The organism is Rhodopirellula sp. P2 (assembly GCF_028768465.1).
Classification (GTDB): domain Bacteria; phylum Planctomycetota; class Planctomycetia; order Pirellulales; family Pirellulaceae; genus Rhodopirellula.
On record NZ_CP118225.1, the window covers coordinates 689,898 to 706,478 of the forward strand.

The window sequence follows — 16,581 nt, forward strand, 5'->3', positions numbered from 1 at the left end:
GTGCTCTATCCTTGCGGAGTCGCTGACAGTTTCAGGCACCAGCATGTAGGTTTCGGACAATCGATGCGACACGCTGGATGTCAGCGAGCTCAATATCGTGATAGCTGGGAAGGTTGAAGGAGCGTTTCGGCAGGTCGTATGAGTTGACGTTCTGGGGTTGATTCTCGAAGAAATCGAGGCTGCTAAGGGGATGAAAAAACACTCTAGCATCAACGTTCTCGGCGCGGAATCGTTCGGCGAGCAGTTCGCTGGTGATGCCTGATTCCGGAGTGCAGACGATGGATGGCATCCAGGCTCCATTGACCGTGCCTTCGTCCTCGGGGTTCAGCGAGATCCAGTCCAAGTCCGATAGTTCGGTCCGGTACGCGGACATGATTTCGCGTTTGCGACTGATGAGCGAATCAATGCGTTCCATTTGTGCGCATCCGATTGCCGCTTGAATGTTTGACATCTTGTATTTGAAGCCGACCATGTCAGGCCAAAACTGCTTGGTCTGCGAGCGAGAACGCCCGTGATTGGAAAGCGTCAACACTGTCTCGTACAAGTCAGCATCGTTGGTCACAAACATACCGCCCTCACCAGTGGTCAGTGTTTTCGTCCCATGAAACGAAAACGTTCCAAAATGCCCAATGCTTCCTGCTCGGCGGCCACGGTGTTGCGAACCAATTGCCTCGGCCGAGTCTTCGATGATGGGGAGGTTCTTGCGTTTCCCCAAATCACACAAAGACTGCATATCGCAAACGTTGCCGTACAAATGCACAGCGACAATTGCTTTCGTCTTGCTGGTGATTGCACCCTCTGCCTTTTCAGGGTCGATGCACCAAGAGTCTTTCAAAACATCGACAAAGACTGGTGTTGCCCCCAAGTGAACGATCGGTGCGACAGTGGCGATCCAATTGGTGTCGGCAAGGATCACTTCGTCGCCTGGTCCAATTCCCAGTGCCGCCAGTCCCATGTGGATCGCCCCGGTGCAACTGGACGTCGCAATGGCGTAGTCCACACCGAGATGTTCTCGGAACGCCTGTTCGAAGCGACTGATGTATCCGTAGCACTTCGCGCCCCAGCCGTTCTCGGCTGCGTCTGTCGCGTATCGCACCTCGAGATCTGTGATGGATGGTTTGGTGTAGTGGATCCTAGGTTTCATATGATCCTCAGGTTCGGGATGGCGCTCACTAATTGGGCGTTCCACTGCCGCGTGTAGTCGAGTTGTATTGCGATTTCGTCGATGAGGTTCCAAGGAAGGACGACGATGTAGTCGGGTTTGGTTGAACGCAATTTATCTTCATCGACAATTGGAATTCGGCTGCCAGGCATGAACTTGCCTTGCTTTGCAGGATTGCGGTCGACAACAAACTGGATCAAGTCGGGGCGAATGCCGGCATAGTTCAGCAACGTGTTCCCTTTGGCTGCAGCGCCGTAGGCCGCCACACTTTTGTTTGCCTTTTTGGCATCAATGAGGAAACGAATGAACTCGTCTTTGACCTGATTGGTTTTCTGTTGAAATCCGAGATAGAAATTGGCCGTGGCGAGCCCAAGCTTTGCTTCTGTTTCAAGCTGTTCATCGACCGCAGGACCTTTTGCTCGTTGTCCCGTGTCTGCACGCTGGGCGAACACACGCAGGCTGCCTCCATGTGTGCTGAGTTGCTGAACATCAAACACGCTCAGGCCATTGGATTCGAACACCGATTGCACGGCAGTCAGTGAGAGGTAGGAAAAGTGTTCGTGATAGATCGTGTCGAATTGACTTTCCTGTACCAGCTTTACCAAGTGCGGGAATTCGAAGGTCGCGACGCCATCGTCCTTGAGAAGGATGCTGAAGCCACGCACAAAGTCGTTGATATCGGGGACATGTGCGAGAACATTGTTCGCCGCGGTGAGGTCCGCTCGCTTGTTTTGTCCAGCAAGTTCTGTCGCGAGTTCAACACCAAAAAAGCGCTCGACGACTTCTATCCCTTTTTCACGAGCGGCCTGGGCAGTGCTCGCCGTGGGCTCGACGCCGAGACAGGGGACACCAGCCGCTTGAACGTACTGAAGCAGGTAACCGTCATTGGCGGCGACCTCGACAACACGACTGTTCTGGTTGAGCGAGAACCGCTCAATCATCTCGTGAACATACTTTTCGCTGTGCGCCAGCCAGCTGGTTGAGAAACCACTGAAATACGCGTACTGGGAATCAAACAGCTCTTCTGCATTGGAGAAGTCTTCGGTTTGAACCAACCAACATTGATCACATACCAAGACACGCAACGGAAACCACTTTTCCGGCGATAGCAGTGATTCCTTCGTGAGATAGGCGTTGGATGGCGGGGCGCTGCCCAAGTCGACAAACGAAAGCGTCAGCGGATGATGGCAATGTCGGCATTTCATAGTTGGATTCCGTTGAAACCATCGTCAAGTTTCGGAAGGCGGTTGTCGCGGTCAGAGCGTTGGGCCAATTCCAGCGGCCAATCAATGGCCAAGTCTGGGTCCGTCGCATCGAGACCTGCTTCTGATTCTGCGTGGTAAAACGCGGTGTGCAGATACAGCAATTCACAGTCATCGGTCAGAGTTTGAAACCCGTGAGCGAATCCTTCCGGAATGAAGAATGTAAGATGATTGGATTCGCTGAGTGTGACTCCGTGCCACTGCAAATACGTTTCTGAGTCAGGACGCAAATCGACGGCAACATCAAAAATCTCACCGCGTAGGCAGCTGATGATCTTCTTTTCGCAATGAGGCGGCTGTTGAAAATGCATTCCCCGAACGGTGCCGCGTTGCTGAGTGAGCGTCCGGTTGATTTGGACGATCGTGGAACCATTGAGTAGCTCTTCAAGGTCCGCATTGCAATGCATTCGTTCCAGGAAACCACGGTGATCACCGATCGGCTTTCGCTCAAGAACATTCAAGTCTTCGAGTGGCGTCGTGTGAATCTGAAAGCGATTGGTCATGGGTTTCCGAGGCTCCATCCTGGATGATTCACCAGAGGCGTGACGCCGATCTTTCGACCTGCTGACGCCAAGTTGCCAAGCGGTTGGCGATCATCGGCGGATCGCGTTGCAAACCTCGCAGAGGGTGAATCTTCCGCCTAAGGTAACGGTTTTGCGTGCCAGTTCAATCATGCTGACACTTCGTCAGAACAACTCAGCCCATGCCGGTGAAGAGGTGCCGTTTGATGGCGGCGGCTTTGGGGGTGAGCTGGTCGGTGGCTTGCGATGGGGTGTTGGTGGAAACCGGTGGGACCCGATCGGGGTGGTCGAAGTCGATCAGCTCGAGTTCGCCGTTTCCATACTCGACCATCGCGGTTGCGTTTTCGACCCAATCACCCAAGTTGAAATACAGCGGTCGCTTCGCGTCGGGGTGGTCTGACGTGGGACTCAGTCGTCGCACCGTCGGGATGTGGATGTGACCGCAAACGATCGCATCACAATCGTTGGCACAGGCGTGTTGGCGGACCTTGGATTGGAATCCGCTGACCCACTGCACCATGCGTTTGGTGGTCTGTTTCAAGTAGCGACTGATTCGACGGGGCTTCATTCGCAGCCACTTCAGCACTCGGTTGATCGCTCGGTCGGCGGTCAGCAGCAGGGTGTAAAGGAAGGTGCCGATCAGCGAAAGCCAATGGGCTTGGCGTTCGACTTTGTCAAATTGGTCGCCGTGCAGCACCACCACTCGCCGCCCATCGACGGTTTCGTGGACGAATTGTTCGCTCACGGTCACGTCCTCGGACTCGGCAATCGCGGGCCAATCCGCGTGCCGCAGGTAGTCGTCGTGATTCCCCGGCGTGTAGCGAATCGCGGTTCCCTCCGCGGCCAGTTCGGCCAAGCGATTCAGCAAGCGGTCGTAGATTGGCGGCCAATACGGCTGCATGTGCAGCACGCGAGCGTCGATGAAGTCGCCGACCAAGTACAGATGTTCAGGTTGGTGGCTGTCCAGGAATTCCAGCAAGCGATCGACCTGGGCATGTCGCAAACCGAGGTGGACATCGCTGATGAAGATCGACCGAATCGTTCGCGTTGCGGGCGCAGGCGTCACGCCGGATCGCGAAGAGGGGCCTGGTCGCGTGCCGCGAGGCGACAGGACGGCCGACGATTGGTTGGGCAGAGAAGTGATCAACAGGGTGGTCCATCGGGCCAAACGAAGGTCGCCAAACGAAGGTCAACATGTTCGTCGTCAGGATAACCACTGCTGCCAAAAGTCGAGTGCCAATGATTCGAAAGAAGAAATCAATTCACGAAATAATCCATGGCGGCTTGGTATCGGCGAAACGGTTCCCGAGGTTTGCGGCCGCTCAGGGTACATTCTGAGCAGGGTTCGGTGGAAAAACACGTGATTGGCGGTTGCTGCGGGACTCCTTTGGCGTGAGTGACGGGGTGTGCGCATTCTCAACACAAACTGGCCCGGCAGGGGGACACTTTCGCGACAGATGGTCGCATCCGCGGAGAAGGAATGCCACGGCTCTCTAGGCTGAACTGTCCCAAAGGCGTAAACTTCGGGGGTTGAGCCGATTCAACCGATGAGAAAACGCTTTTGTGCGTTGCCTGAGACGTTGAATGGCGGTTCTCAGATTGGCCAGTTTCCACCTCAAGAAGACCTGGACCCACGTGTCTGAACTCACTCGTTCGCAATCGTTTTTCCTGCGTCACGAATTTGCCATTCGACGACTGCATTCGCTGACCGGGATTGTGCCGCTGGGCGTTTACATGGTCATTCACTTGACCACCAACGCCAGCCTGCTCAACGGGACGGCAACGTTCCAAAGAGCGGTTTTCATGATCCACAGCCTGGGGGAATTGCTCCCCGTGGTGGAATGGGGCGGGATTTTCGCGCCGTTGCTGTTCCACGCGATCTTGGGCGTTTGGATCATCCGAACGGGCAAATCAAATCTGGGCAACTATCAATTCACAGGCAATCGGCGCTACGTCTGGCAACGCTGGACGGGTTTGATCGCCCTGATCTTCTTGATGACTCACGTGTTGCACCTGCACGGTTGGTTCCACGCCGGTTTTTGGCTGGCCATCATGGAGCCCCTCGGGTTTGCCAGCTTTGACCCGTACAACGCCGCTTCGTCGCTGGGCAATGCGATGCAGGGATACGTCTGGCCAGCGTTTTACCTGGCTGGTGTCTTGGCGACCGTTTATCACCTGGCCAACGGCATTTGGACCGCGGGAATCACCTGGGGGTTCTGGATTTCGCCAAAGGCTCAAGAGCGTGCCACCAAAGTGTGCACTGTATTCGGTGTGATTTTGGCTGTGGTTGGAACATCGGCCTGGTGGGCCGCGGTTCGGATGGACACCGACGACATCGCTCAGGCGAGAGCGGAAGAAGCCATCATGTACGAAGCTGCCAAGGAAACCGGATTGGCTTACGACATGCCCGAAAAACGAACTCCCGTTGAAGTCGAAGCCGAAGAATCCGATGTCGCTGAAGCATCCGATTCCAGCGACGACGCGGCCACTGAATAAGTTTGCAACCACCCATTTTGATTCTTTGAAGGAAACGTTCCATGGCACAATCCAACTCGCCCACCCGCGTGGTTGTCGTTGGGGGTGGTTTGGCCGGTTTGGCGTCGACAATGAAGTTGACCGAACTGGGCGCCCAAGTCGACTTGATCAGTTTGACCCCCGTCAAACGTTCGCACAGCGTGTGCGCTCAGGGCGGCATCAACAGCTGCAATGATGCGACCCGGCAGCTTGGCGATGACGAGTGGAAGCACCTCGACGACACGGTTTACGGGGGTGACTTTTTAAATCACCAACCGCCTGTCAAAGAGATGGCTTTCTGGGCTCCCAAGGTCATCGAGTTGATGGACCGATTGGGCGTGCCCTTCAACCGTACCGGGGAAGGTTTCATCGACCGTCGCCGGTTTGGCGGAACCCTGTACAAGCGGACTGCCTTTGCGGGAGCGACCACCGGGCAGCAGTTGCTGTATGCCTTGGACGAACAAGTCCGTCGCCAAGAGGTCGAAGGCAACGTCAACAAACATGAATTCTGGGACTTCCTCGGTCCGATCCAAGACGAAACCGGTCGTTGCCGCGGTGTGGTCGCTCAGGACATGGTCTCGATGGAAATCCGAGCGTTCCCAGCCGATGCGGTGGTGGTTGCCACGGGCGGCTGCGGCCTGATTTACGGTCGCAGCACGATGAGTGTGTTCTGCACCGGCAGTGCTGCCAGTCGCTGTTTCCAGAACGGTGCCAAGTACGCCAACGCGGAATTCATCCAGGTTCACCCCACTGCGATTCCGGGTGCCGACAAATTGCGACTGATGAGCGAATCGGCTCGCGGCGAAGGCGGACGTGTGTGGGTGCCGCGCACTCCACAGGACCCACGCGGCCCACGCGACATTCCAGAAGCGGATCGCTATTACTTCTTGGAAGAGCGTTACCCCGAGTACGGCAACTTGGTTCCCCGCGACATCGCCACCCGTGAAATCTTTGACATCTGTGTCAATGAAGGGCTCAGCGTCGAAGACGATCGGATGTGTGTGTACCTCGATTTGACGCACATCCCCCGTCACGAGTTGGATCGAAAGCTCGGCGGGATCCTCGAAATTTACGAGAAATTCCAGGGCGTCGACCCACGCGACGAGCCCATGAAGATCTTCCCTGCGGTTCACTACAGCATGGGCGGTTTGTGGGCGGATTACGTCAAAAGCGACGAGGGCGGGTTGGAAGCAGGAGCCCCTCGCAACCACATGACCAGCATCGATGGTTTGTACGCGATTGGCGAGTGTGATTACCACTATCACGGTGCCAACCGTTTGGGTGCGAACTCGCTGCTGTCGTGCATCTTCACCGGGTTGTTCACGGGTTCGTCGATCATGAACTACTCGGCATCGCAAGAGTCGGGTGCGTCCGATGTGCCTCAATCGCTGCTCGATTCCGCGGTGAAAACGCAGCAAGATCGCCACGATCATCTGCTCCACGGCAACGTGGGTAGCGAGGAAAACCCGTACCTGATTCACCAAGAATTGGGCGACTTGATGACTCGGGTCGCAACCGTGGTTCGTCGCAACGACCAGCTCGAAGAAGCCATTCAAAAGGTCGACGAGCTGCACGAACGAGCGATGAAAGTTTCGCTTGCCGACACTGGCTCATGGACCAACCAAAACGTGATTTTCGCGAAATCGTTGCAGGACATGTTCCCGCTGGCGAAGGCGCTGCTGAAAGGTGCCTTGCAGCGTGACGAATGTCGCGGGGCTCACTACAAACCGGACTTCAAGAAGCCTTCGTTGACTTCGGACGATCCTGTTGAACGACGTCGTCAAGCGGAAGCTTGGTGCGATGCGTTCGAGGCCAACAATGAAAAGTATCTCAAGAGCACGGTTGCGACCTGGAACGCCAGCACCAACCAAGCTGATCTTGCCTACGAAGATGTCGACACGTCGTTGATCCCACCCCGCCCGCGTTTGTACGGATTGGTTGGTGCCGAGGAGATCGAACAAGTCTGGAACGAACGAGCTGCCGAAAAAGCGGCTCAGTCGCAATCAGGGCCTGGGTTGGTGGGAACCAACTGAGTTCTCCGACGTTTCCAGCCAACTGCTTTGTTCACCGCACCGCCTCTCAACCACCTTTTGAATTCTTCCACCGATGATTGCTCTCGAACCTTCGACTAAGAAACGACCCGAGTTCATCAACGTTCGCGTGCGTCGTCAGGATGCTCCCGGAAAAGCTCCGTACTGGGAACTTCACAAGATCAAGTACGAGCCCGAAATGAACGTGATCAGCGTTCTGCAACGGATCGCGGCTCAGTCCACCAACCGTGACGGAAAGAAAGTCACTCCCGTCGCCTGGGATTGTGGTTGCCTGGAAGAGGTTTGCGGTTCATGCACGATGGTCATCAATGGCCGCGTTCGCCAAAGCTGCAGTGCCTTGGTGGATCGTTTGCTGGCGGACAACGCCGACGAGATCGTCCTGGAGCCGATGAGCAAATTCCCGGTTGTCCGTGACCTGATCGTCGACCGGGCTCGGTTGTTCCAAGGTTTGGAACGAGTCAAAGCTTGGGTGCCTGTCGACAGCTATTTCAACATGGGTCCGGGCGAGCGAATTCTGCGGGACGACCAAGAACGCAACTACCCGCTCAGCCAATGCATGAGCTGCGGGTGCTGCGTGGAAGCTTGTCCTCAATACAACAAGATTGAACTGACCCAGAAGTCAGGCGAGACGAACGAAGAGTTCGAAGCTCGCGAAAAAGAAGCGTACTCAGAAGCGTTTGTGGGGCCGCACGCGATTTCGCAAGCGATGCTGTTCAACAACCATCCCACCGGAAAAGTTCTGGCTGGCGAGCGACTGGATGCGTTGGAAGGCCCCGGTGGCCTGGCATCCTGCGGGAACGCTCAAAACTGCGTGGCCGTTTGCCCCAAGGAAATCCCGCTGACCACTTCCATCGCACGTGCCGGGCGCGCGACGACGCTGCACGCGATCAAGACGTGGTTTGAAAAGTAATTGCGTTGGCTGCGGTTTCGCTGGTTGCGATATCTCTGGGCCGCTCCCAACACGCTGATCGGAATCACGATTGGGCTGTTGCTGGGGGGCCGCATTGAGTGGGTTGCAGGCGTTGCTGAAATCCACGGGCGGTGGATCGCCAGGGGCCTGCGATCGATGCCGGTTCCCGCCGCGGCGATGACTCTCGGCCACGTTGTGCTGGGCTGCACGCTCGCGGATCTCGAACGGACTCGGCGGCACGAGCGAGTTCACGTGCGACAGTACGAACGCTGGGGCCCGTTCTTCTTGGCCGCCTATCTCACCGCTTCCTTGGCATTGAAGCTGATGGGCCGCGACGCTTATCGCGGCAACCCATTCGAGATCGAGGCCTACGCTGTGGACGACCCGTCAAAGTGATCGAAGCGAAGTGTTTTTTAGCTTCTAAGCAGTTCGGCAGGAGTCTTTCAGCACTTGGAATGGTTTGGGTAGCGTCGTTGCTCCCACGTACAACCGTGGCTAACGCCAACGGCTCAGATGGTTGCACCTGATCATTCCATCCGACCTGCTTAGCTTCTAACTTCTCAGGGCAACAGACCTTGCGGTCTGCCTCCTTTCGGGAGGTCGTGCCGTTTCGAAGGGTTGTGCATCACAGTTGCGAACGCCGCCCGTTGGCAACGGGCGGGGTCGGAAAGCGAGATTCCAGCGAGTTTCCCGGGGGAGCGGCATTGCCCGCCGCGATTCCATGTTCCCGCCCCCGCCCTCACCGACGCCTGAACGGCGTCGCTCGACCTAGTTGTCGCTTCCCCGAAACTTCGGTGCTTGCCGCAGAAACTCAACCAAGCGCGACACCAGAAAACGGCACCACCTCCAGTCGCGGAGCGACGAAAGCCGAAAGCCTTGGGTTTCAACCCAAGGTCATCCACGTCTCAACACGCCTCCCAAGTCGCGGAGCGACGACAGCTGGGACACGCCCCGATCACCTGTCGCCACTCCGTGGCTTTCCTGTCCCGGACGCGAAACTCCGATCCTCGGGTTGAAACCCGAGGCTATCAACGATCACCGCTCCGCGGTTGAACCGACAGACACAGCACGCCCGACCAGCCCCACCCAAAATCCCACCGCGTGAAATCCCCGACGCCCGTGTAGTGATTCAACTTTCGGCGTGCCCGCCACACCAGTCGCGGAGCGACGAAAGCCGAAAGCCTTGGGTTTCAACCCAAGGTCATCCACGTCTCAACACGCCTCCCAAGTCGCGGAGCGACGACAGCTGGGAACATGCTCCGAACACCTGTCGCCACTCCGTGGCTTTCCTGTCCCGGGGGCGTCACTCCCACCTCGGGTTGAAACCCGAGGCTGCCAACGATCACCGCTCCGCGGTTGAGCCGACAGACACAGCACGCCCAACCAGCCGCACCCAAAATCCCACCGCGTGAAATCCCCGATGCCCGTGTAGCGATTGAACTTTCGGCGTGCCCGCCAAACCAGTCGCGGAGCGACGAAAGCCGAAAGCCTTGGGTTTCAACCCAAGGTCATCCACATCTCAACACGCCTCCCAAGTCGCGGCGCGACGACAGCTGGGGACACGCTCCGAACACCTGTCGCCACTCCGCGGCTTTCCTGTCCCGGACGCGAAACTCCGATCCTCGGGTTGAAACCCGAGGCTATCAACGATCACCGCTCCGCGGTTGAACCGACAGACACAGCACACCCAACCAGACCCACCCAAAAACCACCGCGTGAAATCCCCGAGGTCCGTGTAGCGATTGAATTTTCGGCGGGCCCGTCACACCAGTCGCGGAGCGACGAAAGCCGAAAGCCTTGGGTTTCAACCCAAGGTCACCCACGCCTCAACACGCCTCCCAAGTCGCGGAGCGACGACAGCTGGGAACACGCTCCGAACACCTGTCGCCACTCCGTGGCTTTCCTGTCCCGGGGGCGTCACTCCCACCTCGGGTTGAAACCCGAGGCTGCCAACGATCACCGCTCCGCGGTTGAGCCGACAGACACAGCACGCCCAACCAGCCCCACCCAAAAACCACCGCCTGAAATCCCCGAGGTCCGTGTAGTGATTCAACTTTCGGCGTGCCCGCCACACCAGTCGCGGAGCGACGAAAGCCGATAGCCTTGGGTTTCAACCCAAGGTCATCCACGCCTCAACACGCCTCCCAAGTCGCGGAGCGACGACATCAGGGAACACCCTCCGAACAACTGTCGCCACTCCGCGGCTTTCCTGTCCCGGGGGCGACACTCCCACCTCGGGTTGAAACCCGAGGCTATCAACGATCACCGCTCCGCGGTTGAGCCGACAGACACAGCACGCCCAACCAGACCCGCCCAAAAACCACCGCCTGAAATCCCCGAGGTCCGTGTAGCGATTGAACTTTCGGCGTGCCCGCCACACCAGTCGCGGAGCGACGAAAGCCGAAAGCCTTGGGTTTCAACCCAAGGTCACCCACGCCTCAACACGCCTCCCAAGTCGCGGAGCGACGACAGCTGGGACACGCCCCGATCACCTGTCGCCACTCCGTGGCTTTCCTGTCCCGGACGCGAAACTCCGATCCTCGGGTTGAAACCCGAGGCTATCAACGATCACCGCTCCGCGGTTGAACCGACAGACACAGCACACCCGACCAGCCCCACCCCAAAGCCACCGCATGAAATCCCCGATGCCCGTGTAGCGATTGAACTTTCGGCGTGCCCGCCAAACCAGTCGCGGAGCGACGAAAGCCGATAGCCTTGGGTTTCAACCCAAGGTCATCCACATCTCAACACGCCCACCAAGTCGCGGAGCGACGACAGCTGGGACACGCCCCGATCACCTGTCGCCACTCCGTGGCTTTCCTGTCCCCTCACTCGCGTAGGCCTGAACGGCGTCGCTTCCCAGAAACTTCGTTTCGGGAGAGGTACATCATGTGAAAGCACGCTGAAGAGCGGCGTTGATAAACAGCACGACCTCAGGGAGGGTGAAGCAAGTGCCATTCGGCTCAGGGCTTCGACGTGTCCGGTGTGATGTCGAGGCTCCAGTTGTGCAGCAGTCCAAATCGCTCGCTCCGTGTTCCCACGATGACCAGTTGCCAGGCCCCCTGAACGCTTTTTCCGTTGAATGAGCTGAGACTGGGTTGGTTCTTGAGCCGGCCTTCGGGAATGAACGTGCCTTCGAACGGTGGGCGAGCTTTGGTAATTGGAATCTGTGCATCGTCATCGAATCGCGTCCGATCGAAGTGATCGTCGTGCCCGCCAACGCTGGTGAACAGTTCGATCTTCGTTTCGTCGGGACCGACCAAGTAGGCGTCGAGCGATTCATCTTGCGTGTGCGTGATCGACAATTGCAGGTTGATGTCTGCAATCACGTAGTCTTCTTCGATGAAGATTTCAGAGATGACGGTCTTGCGGGGTGGCAAGGCGGAAGCCATTTGATTGCGATAGTTGCCGCCCATCAACGTGGTCGATCCGGCAAGTTCGCTCTTGGTGAGCAAACCATCGGCGTTCTGGTCATACGACTCAAACTCGGCCAGCAACTCAGGCGTCCATTCCGAGGTGAACTCGGGCATCGAAATTTGCTGGTCACCGTCCGCGTCGCGTTCAAAGAACCACGGTGGCAAACCTTCCGCGTCCTGGTTTTCTTTTTCCTGGAGTTGGAGCAGGTGCACGTTGAGTTCGTCGCGAGAAATTTCGCCGTCGCGATCCAGGTCGATGCGACCAAACGGGATCCCCATCGCAACGGTTTCGCTAGCTTCCAGACGTCCGTTGCGGTTTTTGTCGAATCGTTCCATCACGGTGTAGGCGAGGTAGTAGCGACGGTCCCGACGCCACGATCGCGAGTCGTCAACACGCCGGGAAGGCTCGGTTGTTCGAACCTCGCTGCCAACTCGCCGGCGTTTCCGAATCAGTTCACTGGACGCGTCGGACAGCAGGCGTCGGCGAGCGTAGCGCTGCGCCAATTCGATGGTGCTGAGCCGGTTGTCTTTGTCGTAGTCCTCTTCGAAAGGATCGCGAAATTTCCAGTCGGTTCGTTCGACTTCACGACGATCGAGGAATCCATCGCGATTGCGATCGCTGCGCGCGAGCGTGCGTTCGGCTTGCCGATAGTCATCCGCGGTGTATTGGAATTTCATCTCGCCCAAACCGAACTCGGGAACCATGGGTTCATCGTCGAGAGCGCCAAAGGGACGCACGGTGATGTCGGCTTCAGGGGCAATTTCTCGGGCTGAAACGCCATTTTGCAAAGCGTGATAAATCCGCACGGCTTCTTGCCAACGCTCGATCGAGTTGTCTCGATTCAAATCCATTCGGCGTGCTTCGGCCACGCGTTCCAGGTAAGGGCGAGCGAGGGCCGTGATTTCTTCTGGTTCGATGTCGCCATCTTGGTCACGGTCGAGTCGCTCCAGTGATTCGCGAAGCCCTGATTGAGCGTGAGCGACATTGCCATCGGAGATCACAGCGAAGGACATGGTCGCCATCGAGACCGGCAAGGCAACTCGCAAGGCCGTGCGACGCAAAGACGGGACCAACCGCGAGATCATGCTGGCGTTCCAGTGGATTCGCATCATCGGCCTCCTCGGTCTCGCGAACGATCGCGTGAGGGGGCTGGCGACCGGCGAGTGGAAATGGTGGAGGCACCGAGCACCTGTTGCAGCACTTCGCCCATCACTTCATCGCTACTGGGGATGATGACCTCGACCGCTTGTTCGCCACGGGAATCAATCGTTTGGGCGAGTGCTTCGACTTCGGCGAACAATTGAGGCGGTGCGGTCACGATCAGGGAGTTGCTGGCTTCGTGAACGGCCACAGTCATCTTCGGTTCCAGGTCACGTGCGGCTTGGGAAGCCGATTTCTTGGGTGGGTTCTTCGAGTTGCCGCGATTGTCACCATTGCGAGCCGCGTCGCGTGCGTCGGCGTCGTTTCCGCCACCGGCAGCCGCGTTGGCTTTCCCAGCACCCTCCGCCACGCGACTGGCGTAGGCTTCTTGGATGGCTTCCGCGACATCGGCGGCGCGAGTGTGCTTGAGTTCGATGACCTGCGAAGTTCCGTAGGTCTGCACCGTCGTGATGCTACGATCTTTGTCGATGATCTTGAGGTAGTTCTCAATCAGGTCGACGTCGTCCGAGGATCCCTGCGCGATCAGTCGATTCAAACGCGAATCGGAAACAATCGTGATCGAACCGAACAGCAAGGTCATTGTTCCATCGCGAGTGGTCAGGAAGCTTCCCAGATAACCGCCCGAAGAAACGGAGGTCATGGTCCCGTTGATCAGTGTTCCGGCTTCGCCTTCTTTGGCTGCTTCACCGCCCTCGAGCAGCTCAGCCAGCATTCGAAGCGCGTCATCGGGCCGAATGTGCTTCAGATAGAACGCAATCGGTGGTGACGATGTTGGCTGCATGGATGTGCCGAGTGAACGCAAGTGCTGTTCGAACTCGTCCAGGGCATCGGTGTCTTCGGACTGAAGGATCAATCCCCGCGCCGTGATCTGGCAAGTGATTGGTTCAGATCGCGATCGCGTGACGGTTGTCAGCAACCGGGCGTCGGCGGGCTCGGCGGTCAGATTTCGCTTGCTGGTCAGTTCAAGAGCTTTCTGGCTGGGCGGGGGATCCGAACTCTCGGTGGCACCTGCATCGTCGTCATTGGGAACGCGTTCGAGCACGCTGGGTGAATCGGACTCGTGGCCGGGATAGAGGATCACTGGGTTCGCGGACTGCCAGAATTTGGCACCGGTTTCCAGCAGACGTTCCGCGTTCTTGCCTTTGAAGGGGAGCACACGAACTTGATTGGCATCGCTCGAGACGCTGCCCGCTTCAAGGCCTTCGACGATGGCTTTGATTTGGTCGATGCGATGTCGTTTGCCGCGAACAAACAGGCGTCGATTGCCTGGATCCGCATCGATTCGTGGCGTGTCTGGATCGATTTCATCTGGATCGGCGTACTCGTCCGGCAGGTCCAGCATCTGATCGATCAAGCTGATCGCGTAGCTGGGGTCGACCGAGTTCAGCTGGATGACTTCGAATTCATCCTCCGCGGTTTGAAGTTGCTCGACCGTTTGGCTGATTTCCTGCTGGGTTTCAGCTGACGCCAACGCGACAATGGTGCCCGCATCGTCATCCATGGAAAGACGAACGGTCTTGCCTGACAACAACGTCTGCAACACGTTGTAGACCGTGCGAACGTTGCCACCAGGAACCAGGTATGAGCGAAGCTGCATGGGTTCGTTGGAGGTGGCACTTGCCGCGTCGGGTTGATCCACCGCTTTGACCAGACCTTCCAACAATTTGACTTTGTCTTCGATGCCAGTGACGAAGATGCTGTTGCCGCCCAGGTCGGCGGACAAGCTGACATCGATCCCGATCATTTCATCGGTGGCCAGCCCCAGGTGCGGGCGAGCGACGGTCAACACATCTTCCGCGGTGACGTGTTGCAACTGGAACGATTGAACGATTGTGCCGTTGTCCATGTGGTCCATCTTGAACGCCGACAGAACACGCTGAACGCTCCTCAATTTCGCAACGGAGTCGGTGACGATCAGTTGGTTGGTTTTGTTGAGGACCGTGGGATTGGTCATCAAGTTCAACGCTGACAACTCTTGCACCGCGTCTTCACCATCGATCTCACCCAGGGAGAAGATGCATTTGACGACGTCGTGAGGCTTTTTCTCGACGAGTTGTTCGGCTTCGATGAACTCGGCCAAGGTTTCCAGTTGTTGCACGCCACGCGGATCGGTCAGGTCGATGACCGAAAGCAAGCGACCGCTGCGCACCAGCGTGAACCCTTCGGAGATCAAGAACAGGTTGACTCGGTCAATCGCTTCTTGGACCGTGAATTCGCTGTTGTCGGTGTAGGTGAAACTGCCCGGCGGCAATTCGCTGATGTGCAATGCCAAGTCCGCTTCATCGGCCAACCACTGAATGACTTCACGCCAAGGCACACCATTGAACGAGAATCGAATCGGCGTCGCGGTTTGCGAAGCCACCGGTGTTGCGGGGGCCTCGACGGCAGTTGCTGGCGTTGGCTCGATCACATCGTCTGCAAAGCATTGGCTGGAAAGAGGTGCGGCAGCGCCACTGCCGATCCACATTCCACCCAGGGCCGCCAAAGCGATCGCCGCACGAACACGCTGTTTGCGTTTGCTCAGGACTCGACCGTGACGTGTGGTCTCTCGACCGTCAGACGCGGTTTGCGACGAGAAGCATCCATCCAAAGCGACTCGTCGCTTTGGGAAGTTCAATGCATTGTTCATGAGACTGGAAGCTCGGTGGCGATGAAACCAACGGCTTTGATTCGGTGGGAGGCGGGGAGCGATCCAATGATTTGTCAGCGAAGACGATCGCAGGGGGGATTTCTAGGGTAGTGAATTGCCGACAGAAGTCAATGTTTTCCAGGGTTTTCGGACTTCCGAAGACCGCTGGAAAGAACTGCCTGTGTCACTCCCGCGGCAAGGTTTTTCGACACGCCGAGTGACCTTTTGACGACTTCGCACCTGGGGCCAGGACGCCCCTCTTCAAAGCGGGGGGGGGCTGGCGGGAAACGCCTGTGCGATGGACTTCCCAGACCTTCCTACGGAACTGGAGCGTCTGGACGGGGACGGAAGGCCAGCGCACACGGCAAGCGGCTGGTCGAAATGGGCCTGCACGCCTTGGCGGTGGGCTCAAACGGATTGAATTTGCCGAATCAGGTCGAGAATTGCCTGTGCCTGCTCGATTCCCCCGGCCTGTTTGACGAATTCAGCTCCCACCTGCAGTGTTTCCATGCTGACCGCCCCCGGTTTTGGTGTTGGCGTGGACGGGGTGCTGGCCGGCAGTGCGACTTCAGGCTTGGCGGCGGCTGGGCGGCGTTTCGCGGGGGCAGACTTCTTGGCTGCCTTGCGTTTTTCTTGCGAGCGCACGTTGCCAACGTCTTGGTATTTGATGCCGTGCTCTTCGAGCGCCGCAACGATTTCCGTGTTTCGAGCCTCGGGATGAGCCTGGATGTAGCGGCGAATTCGCTCGCTCTTGCTCATCGCTGGCTCGCCCGACTTCGACGAGGCTTGGAGGCCGTTGGCGGAACGGGAGGCGGAGTTGTCCACAGTCGGTTCGTTGATCAAATCGGGTTGCGTCGTATCCATGAAGGTTCGTTCTTGTCGATTTTAGGGCAAATCAAAACACCCCATTTAAATCACTGAAGCCAGAATTTGAAACCGTTCATCGGTACATGT

General features: G+C 57.5%; 11 protein-coding genes. 4 read left to right on the forward strand and 7 right to left on the reverse strand.

Going from position 1 to position 16,581, the window contains the following annotated elements; genetic code table 11:
- Positions 1-31: 31 nt before the first annotated feature.
- The 4 genes from PSR62_RS02445 to PSR62_RS02460 all read right to left on the reverse strand — a co-directional run bounded on the left by PSR62_RS02445 (position 32) and on the right by PSR62_RS02460 (position 4,092).
- Entirely contained in the window at positions 32-1,144 is a 1,113-nt protein-coding gene (locus PSR62_RS02445) for a DegT/DnrJ/EryC1/StrS family aminotransferase (protein WP_274406247.1), read from the reverse strand.
- Positions 1,141-2,367 carry a class I SAM-dependent methyltransferase gene (locus PSR62_RS02450; protein WP_274406248.1) on the reverse strand — a complete coding sequence of 409 codons (1,227 nt, stop codon included), beginning with the start codon at positions 2,365-2,367 and terminating at the stop codon, positions 1,141-1,143. Before PSR62_RS02450 ends, PSR62_RS02445 begins: the two co-directional genes overlap by 4 nt.
- Positions 2,364-2,927, reverse strand: coding sequence for a dTDP-4-dehydrorhamnose 3,5-epimerase (rfbC, locus tag PSR62_RS02455; RefSeq protein ID WP_274406249.1), 564 nt, complete (start codon positions 2,925-2,927; stop codon positions 2,364-2,366). The genes PSR62_RS02450 and rfbC overlap by 4 nt, the downstream gene beginning before the upstream one ends.
- 193 nt (positions 2,928-3,120) lie before the next feature.
- Positions 3,121-4,092 carry a UDP-2,3-diacylglucosamine diphosphatase gene (locus tag PSR62_RS02460; protein WP_274406250.1) on the reverse strand — a complete coding sequence of 324 codons (972 nt, stop codon included), beginning with the start codon at positions 4,090-4,092 and terminating at the stop codon, positions 3,121-3,123.
- A 488-nt stretch (positions 4,093-4,580) separates the two neighbouring features.
- Between PSR62_RS02460 and PSR62_RS02465 the strand changes: the two genes are divergently transcribed.
- The 4 genes from PSR62_RS02465 (at position 4,581) to PSR62_RS02480 (ending at position 8,816) form a co-directional block, all read left to right on the forward strand.
- Entirely contained in the window at positions 4,581-5,441 is an 861-nt protein-coding gene (locus PSR62_RS02465; RefSeq protein ID WP_274408318.1) for a succinate dehydrogenase cytochrome b558 subunit, read from the forward strand.
- A 41-nt stretch (positions 5,442-5,482) separates the two neighbouring features.
- Positions 5,483-7,492, forward strand: a complete 2,010-nt coding sequence (sdhA, locus tag PSR62_RS02470) for a succinate dehydrogenase flavoprotein subunit (RefSeq protein ID WP_274406251.1) — start codon at positions 5,483-5,485, stop codon at positions 7,490-7,492.
- Between the two features lie 73 nt (positions 7,493-7,565).
- On the forward strand, positions 7,566-8,420 hold the full coding sequence (sdhB, locus tag PSR62_RS02475; protein ID WP_274406252.1) for a succinate dehydrogenase iron-sulfur subunit: 855 nt from the start codon (positions 7,566-7,568) through the stop codon (positions 8,418-8,420).
- On the forward strand, positions 8,421-8,816 hold the full coding sequence (locus PSR62_RS02480) for a hypothetical protein (RefSeq protein WP_274406253.1): 396 nt from the start codon (positions 8,421-8,423) through the stop codon (positions 8,814-8,816).
- Between the two features lie 2,567 nt (positions 8,817-11,383).
- Here PSR62_RS02480 and PSR62_RS02485 read toward each other — a convergent pair.
- The 3 genes from PSR62_RS02485 to PSR62_RS02495 form a co-directional block, all read right to left on the reverse strand.
- Complete coding sequence (locus PSR62_RS02485; protein WP_274406254.1) at positions 11,384-12,949, reverse strand: proprotein convertase P-domain-containing protein; 1,566 nt, start codon at positions 12,947-12,949, stop codon at positions 11,384-11,386.
- A complete protein-coding gene (locus tag PSR62_RS02490; RefSeq protein ID WP_274406255.1) occupies positions 12,946-15,627 on the reverse strand; it encodes a secretin N-terminal domain-containing protein in 2,682 nt (893 codons plus the stop codon). Before PSR62_RS02490 ends, PSR62_RS02485 begins: the two co-directional genes overlap by 4 nt.
- A gap of 408 nt (positions 15,628-16,035) precedes the next feature.
- The gene (locus PSR62_RS02495) at positions 16,036-16,491 is read right to left on the reverse strand and encodes a hypothetical protein (protein ID WP_274406256.1); all 456 of its coding nucleotides are present in this window, start codon (positions 16,489-16,491) and stop codon (positions 16,036-16,038) included.
- Between the last annotated feature and the right edge of the window lie 90 nt (positions 16,492-16,581).

Excerpts from the sequence above, each read along its gene's own strand:
- PSR62_RS02445 (WP_274406247.1), bottom strand. The coding sequence starts at position 1,144 with ATGAAACCTAGGATCCACTACACCAAACCATCCATCACAGATCTCGAG.
- PSR62_RS02450 (WP_274406248.1), bottom strand. The coding sequence starts at position 2,367 with ATGAAATGCCGACATTGCCATCATCCGCTGACGCTTTCGTTTGTCGAC.
- rfbC (WP_274406249.1), bottom strand. The coding sequence starts at position 2,927 with ATGACCAATCGCTTTCAGATTCACACGACGCCACTCGAAGACTTGAAT.
- sdhA (WP_274406251.1), top strand. The coding sequence starts at position 5,483 with ATGGCACAATCCAACTCGCCCACCCGCGTGGTTGTCGTTGGGGGTGGT.
- sdhB (WP_274406252.1), top strand. The coding sequence starts at position 7,566 with ATGATTGCTCTCGAACCTTCGACTAAGAAACGACCCGAGTTCATCAAC.
- PSR62_RS02485 (WP_274406254.1), bottom strand. The coding sequence starts at position 12,949 with ATGATGCGAATCCACTGGAACGCCAGCATGATCTCGCGGTTGGTCCCG.
- PSR62_RS02490 (WP_274406255.1), bottom strand. The coding sequence starts at position 15,627 with ATGAACAATGCATTGAACTTCCCAAAGCGACGAGTCGCTTTGGATGGA.
- PSR62_RS02495 (WP_274406256.1), bottom strand. The coding sequence starts at position 16,491 with ATGGATACGACGCAACCCGATTTGATCAACGAACCGACTGTGGACAAC.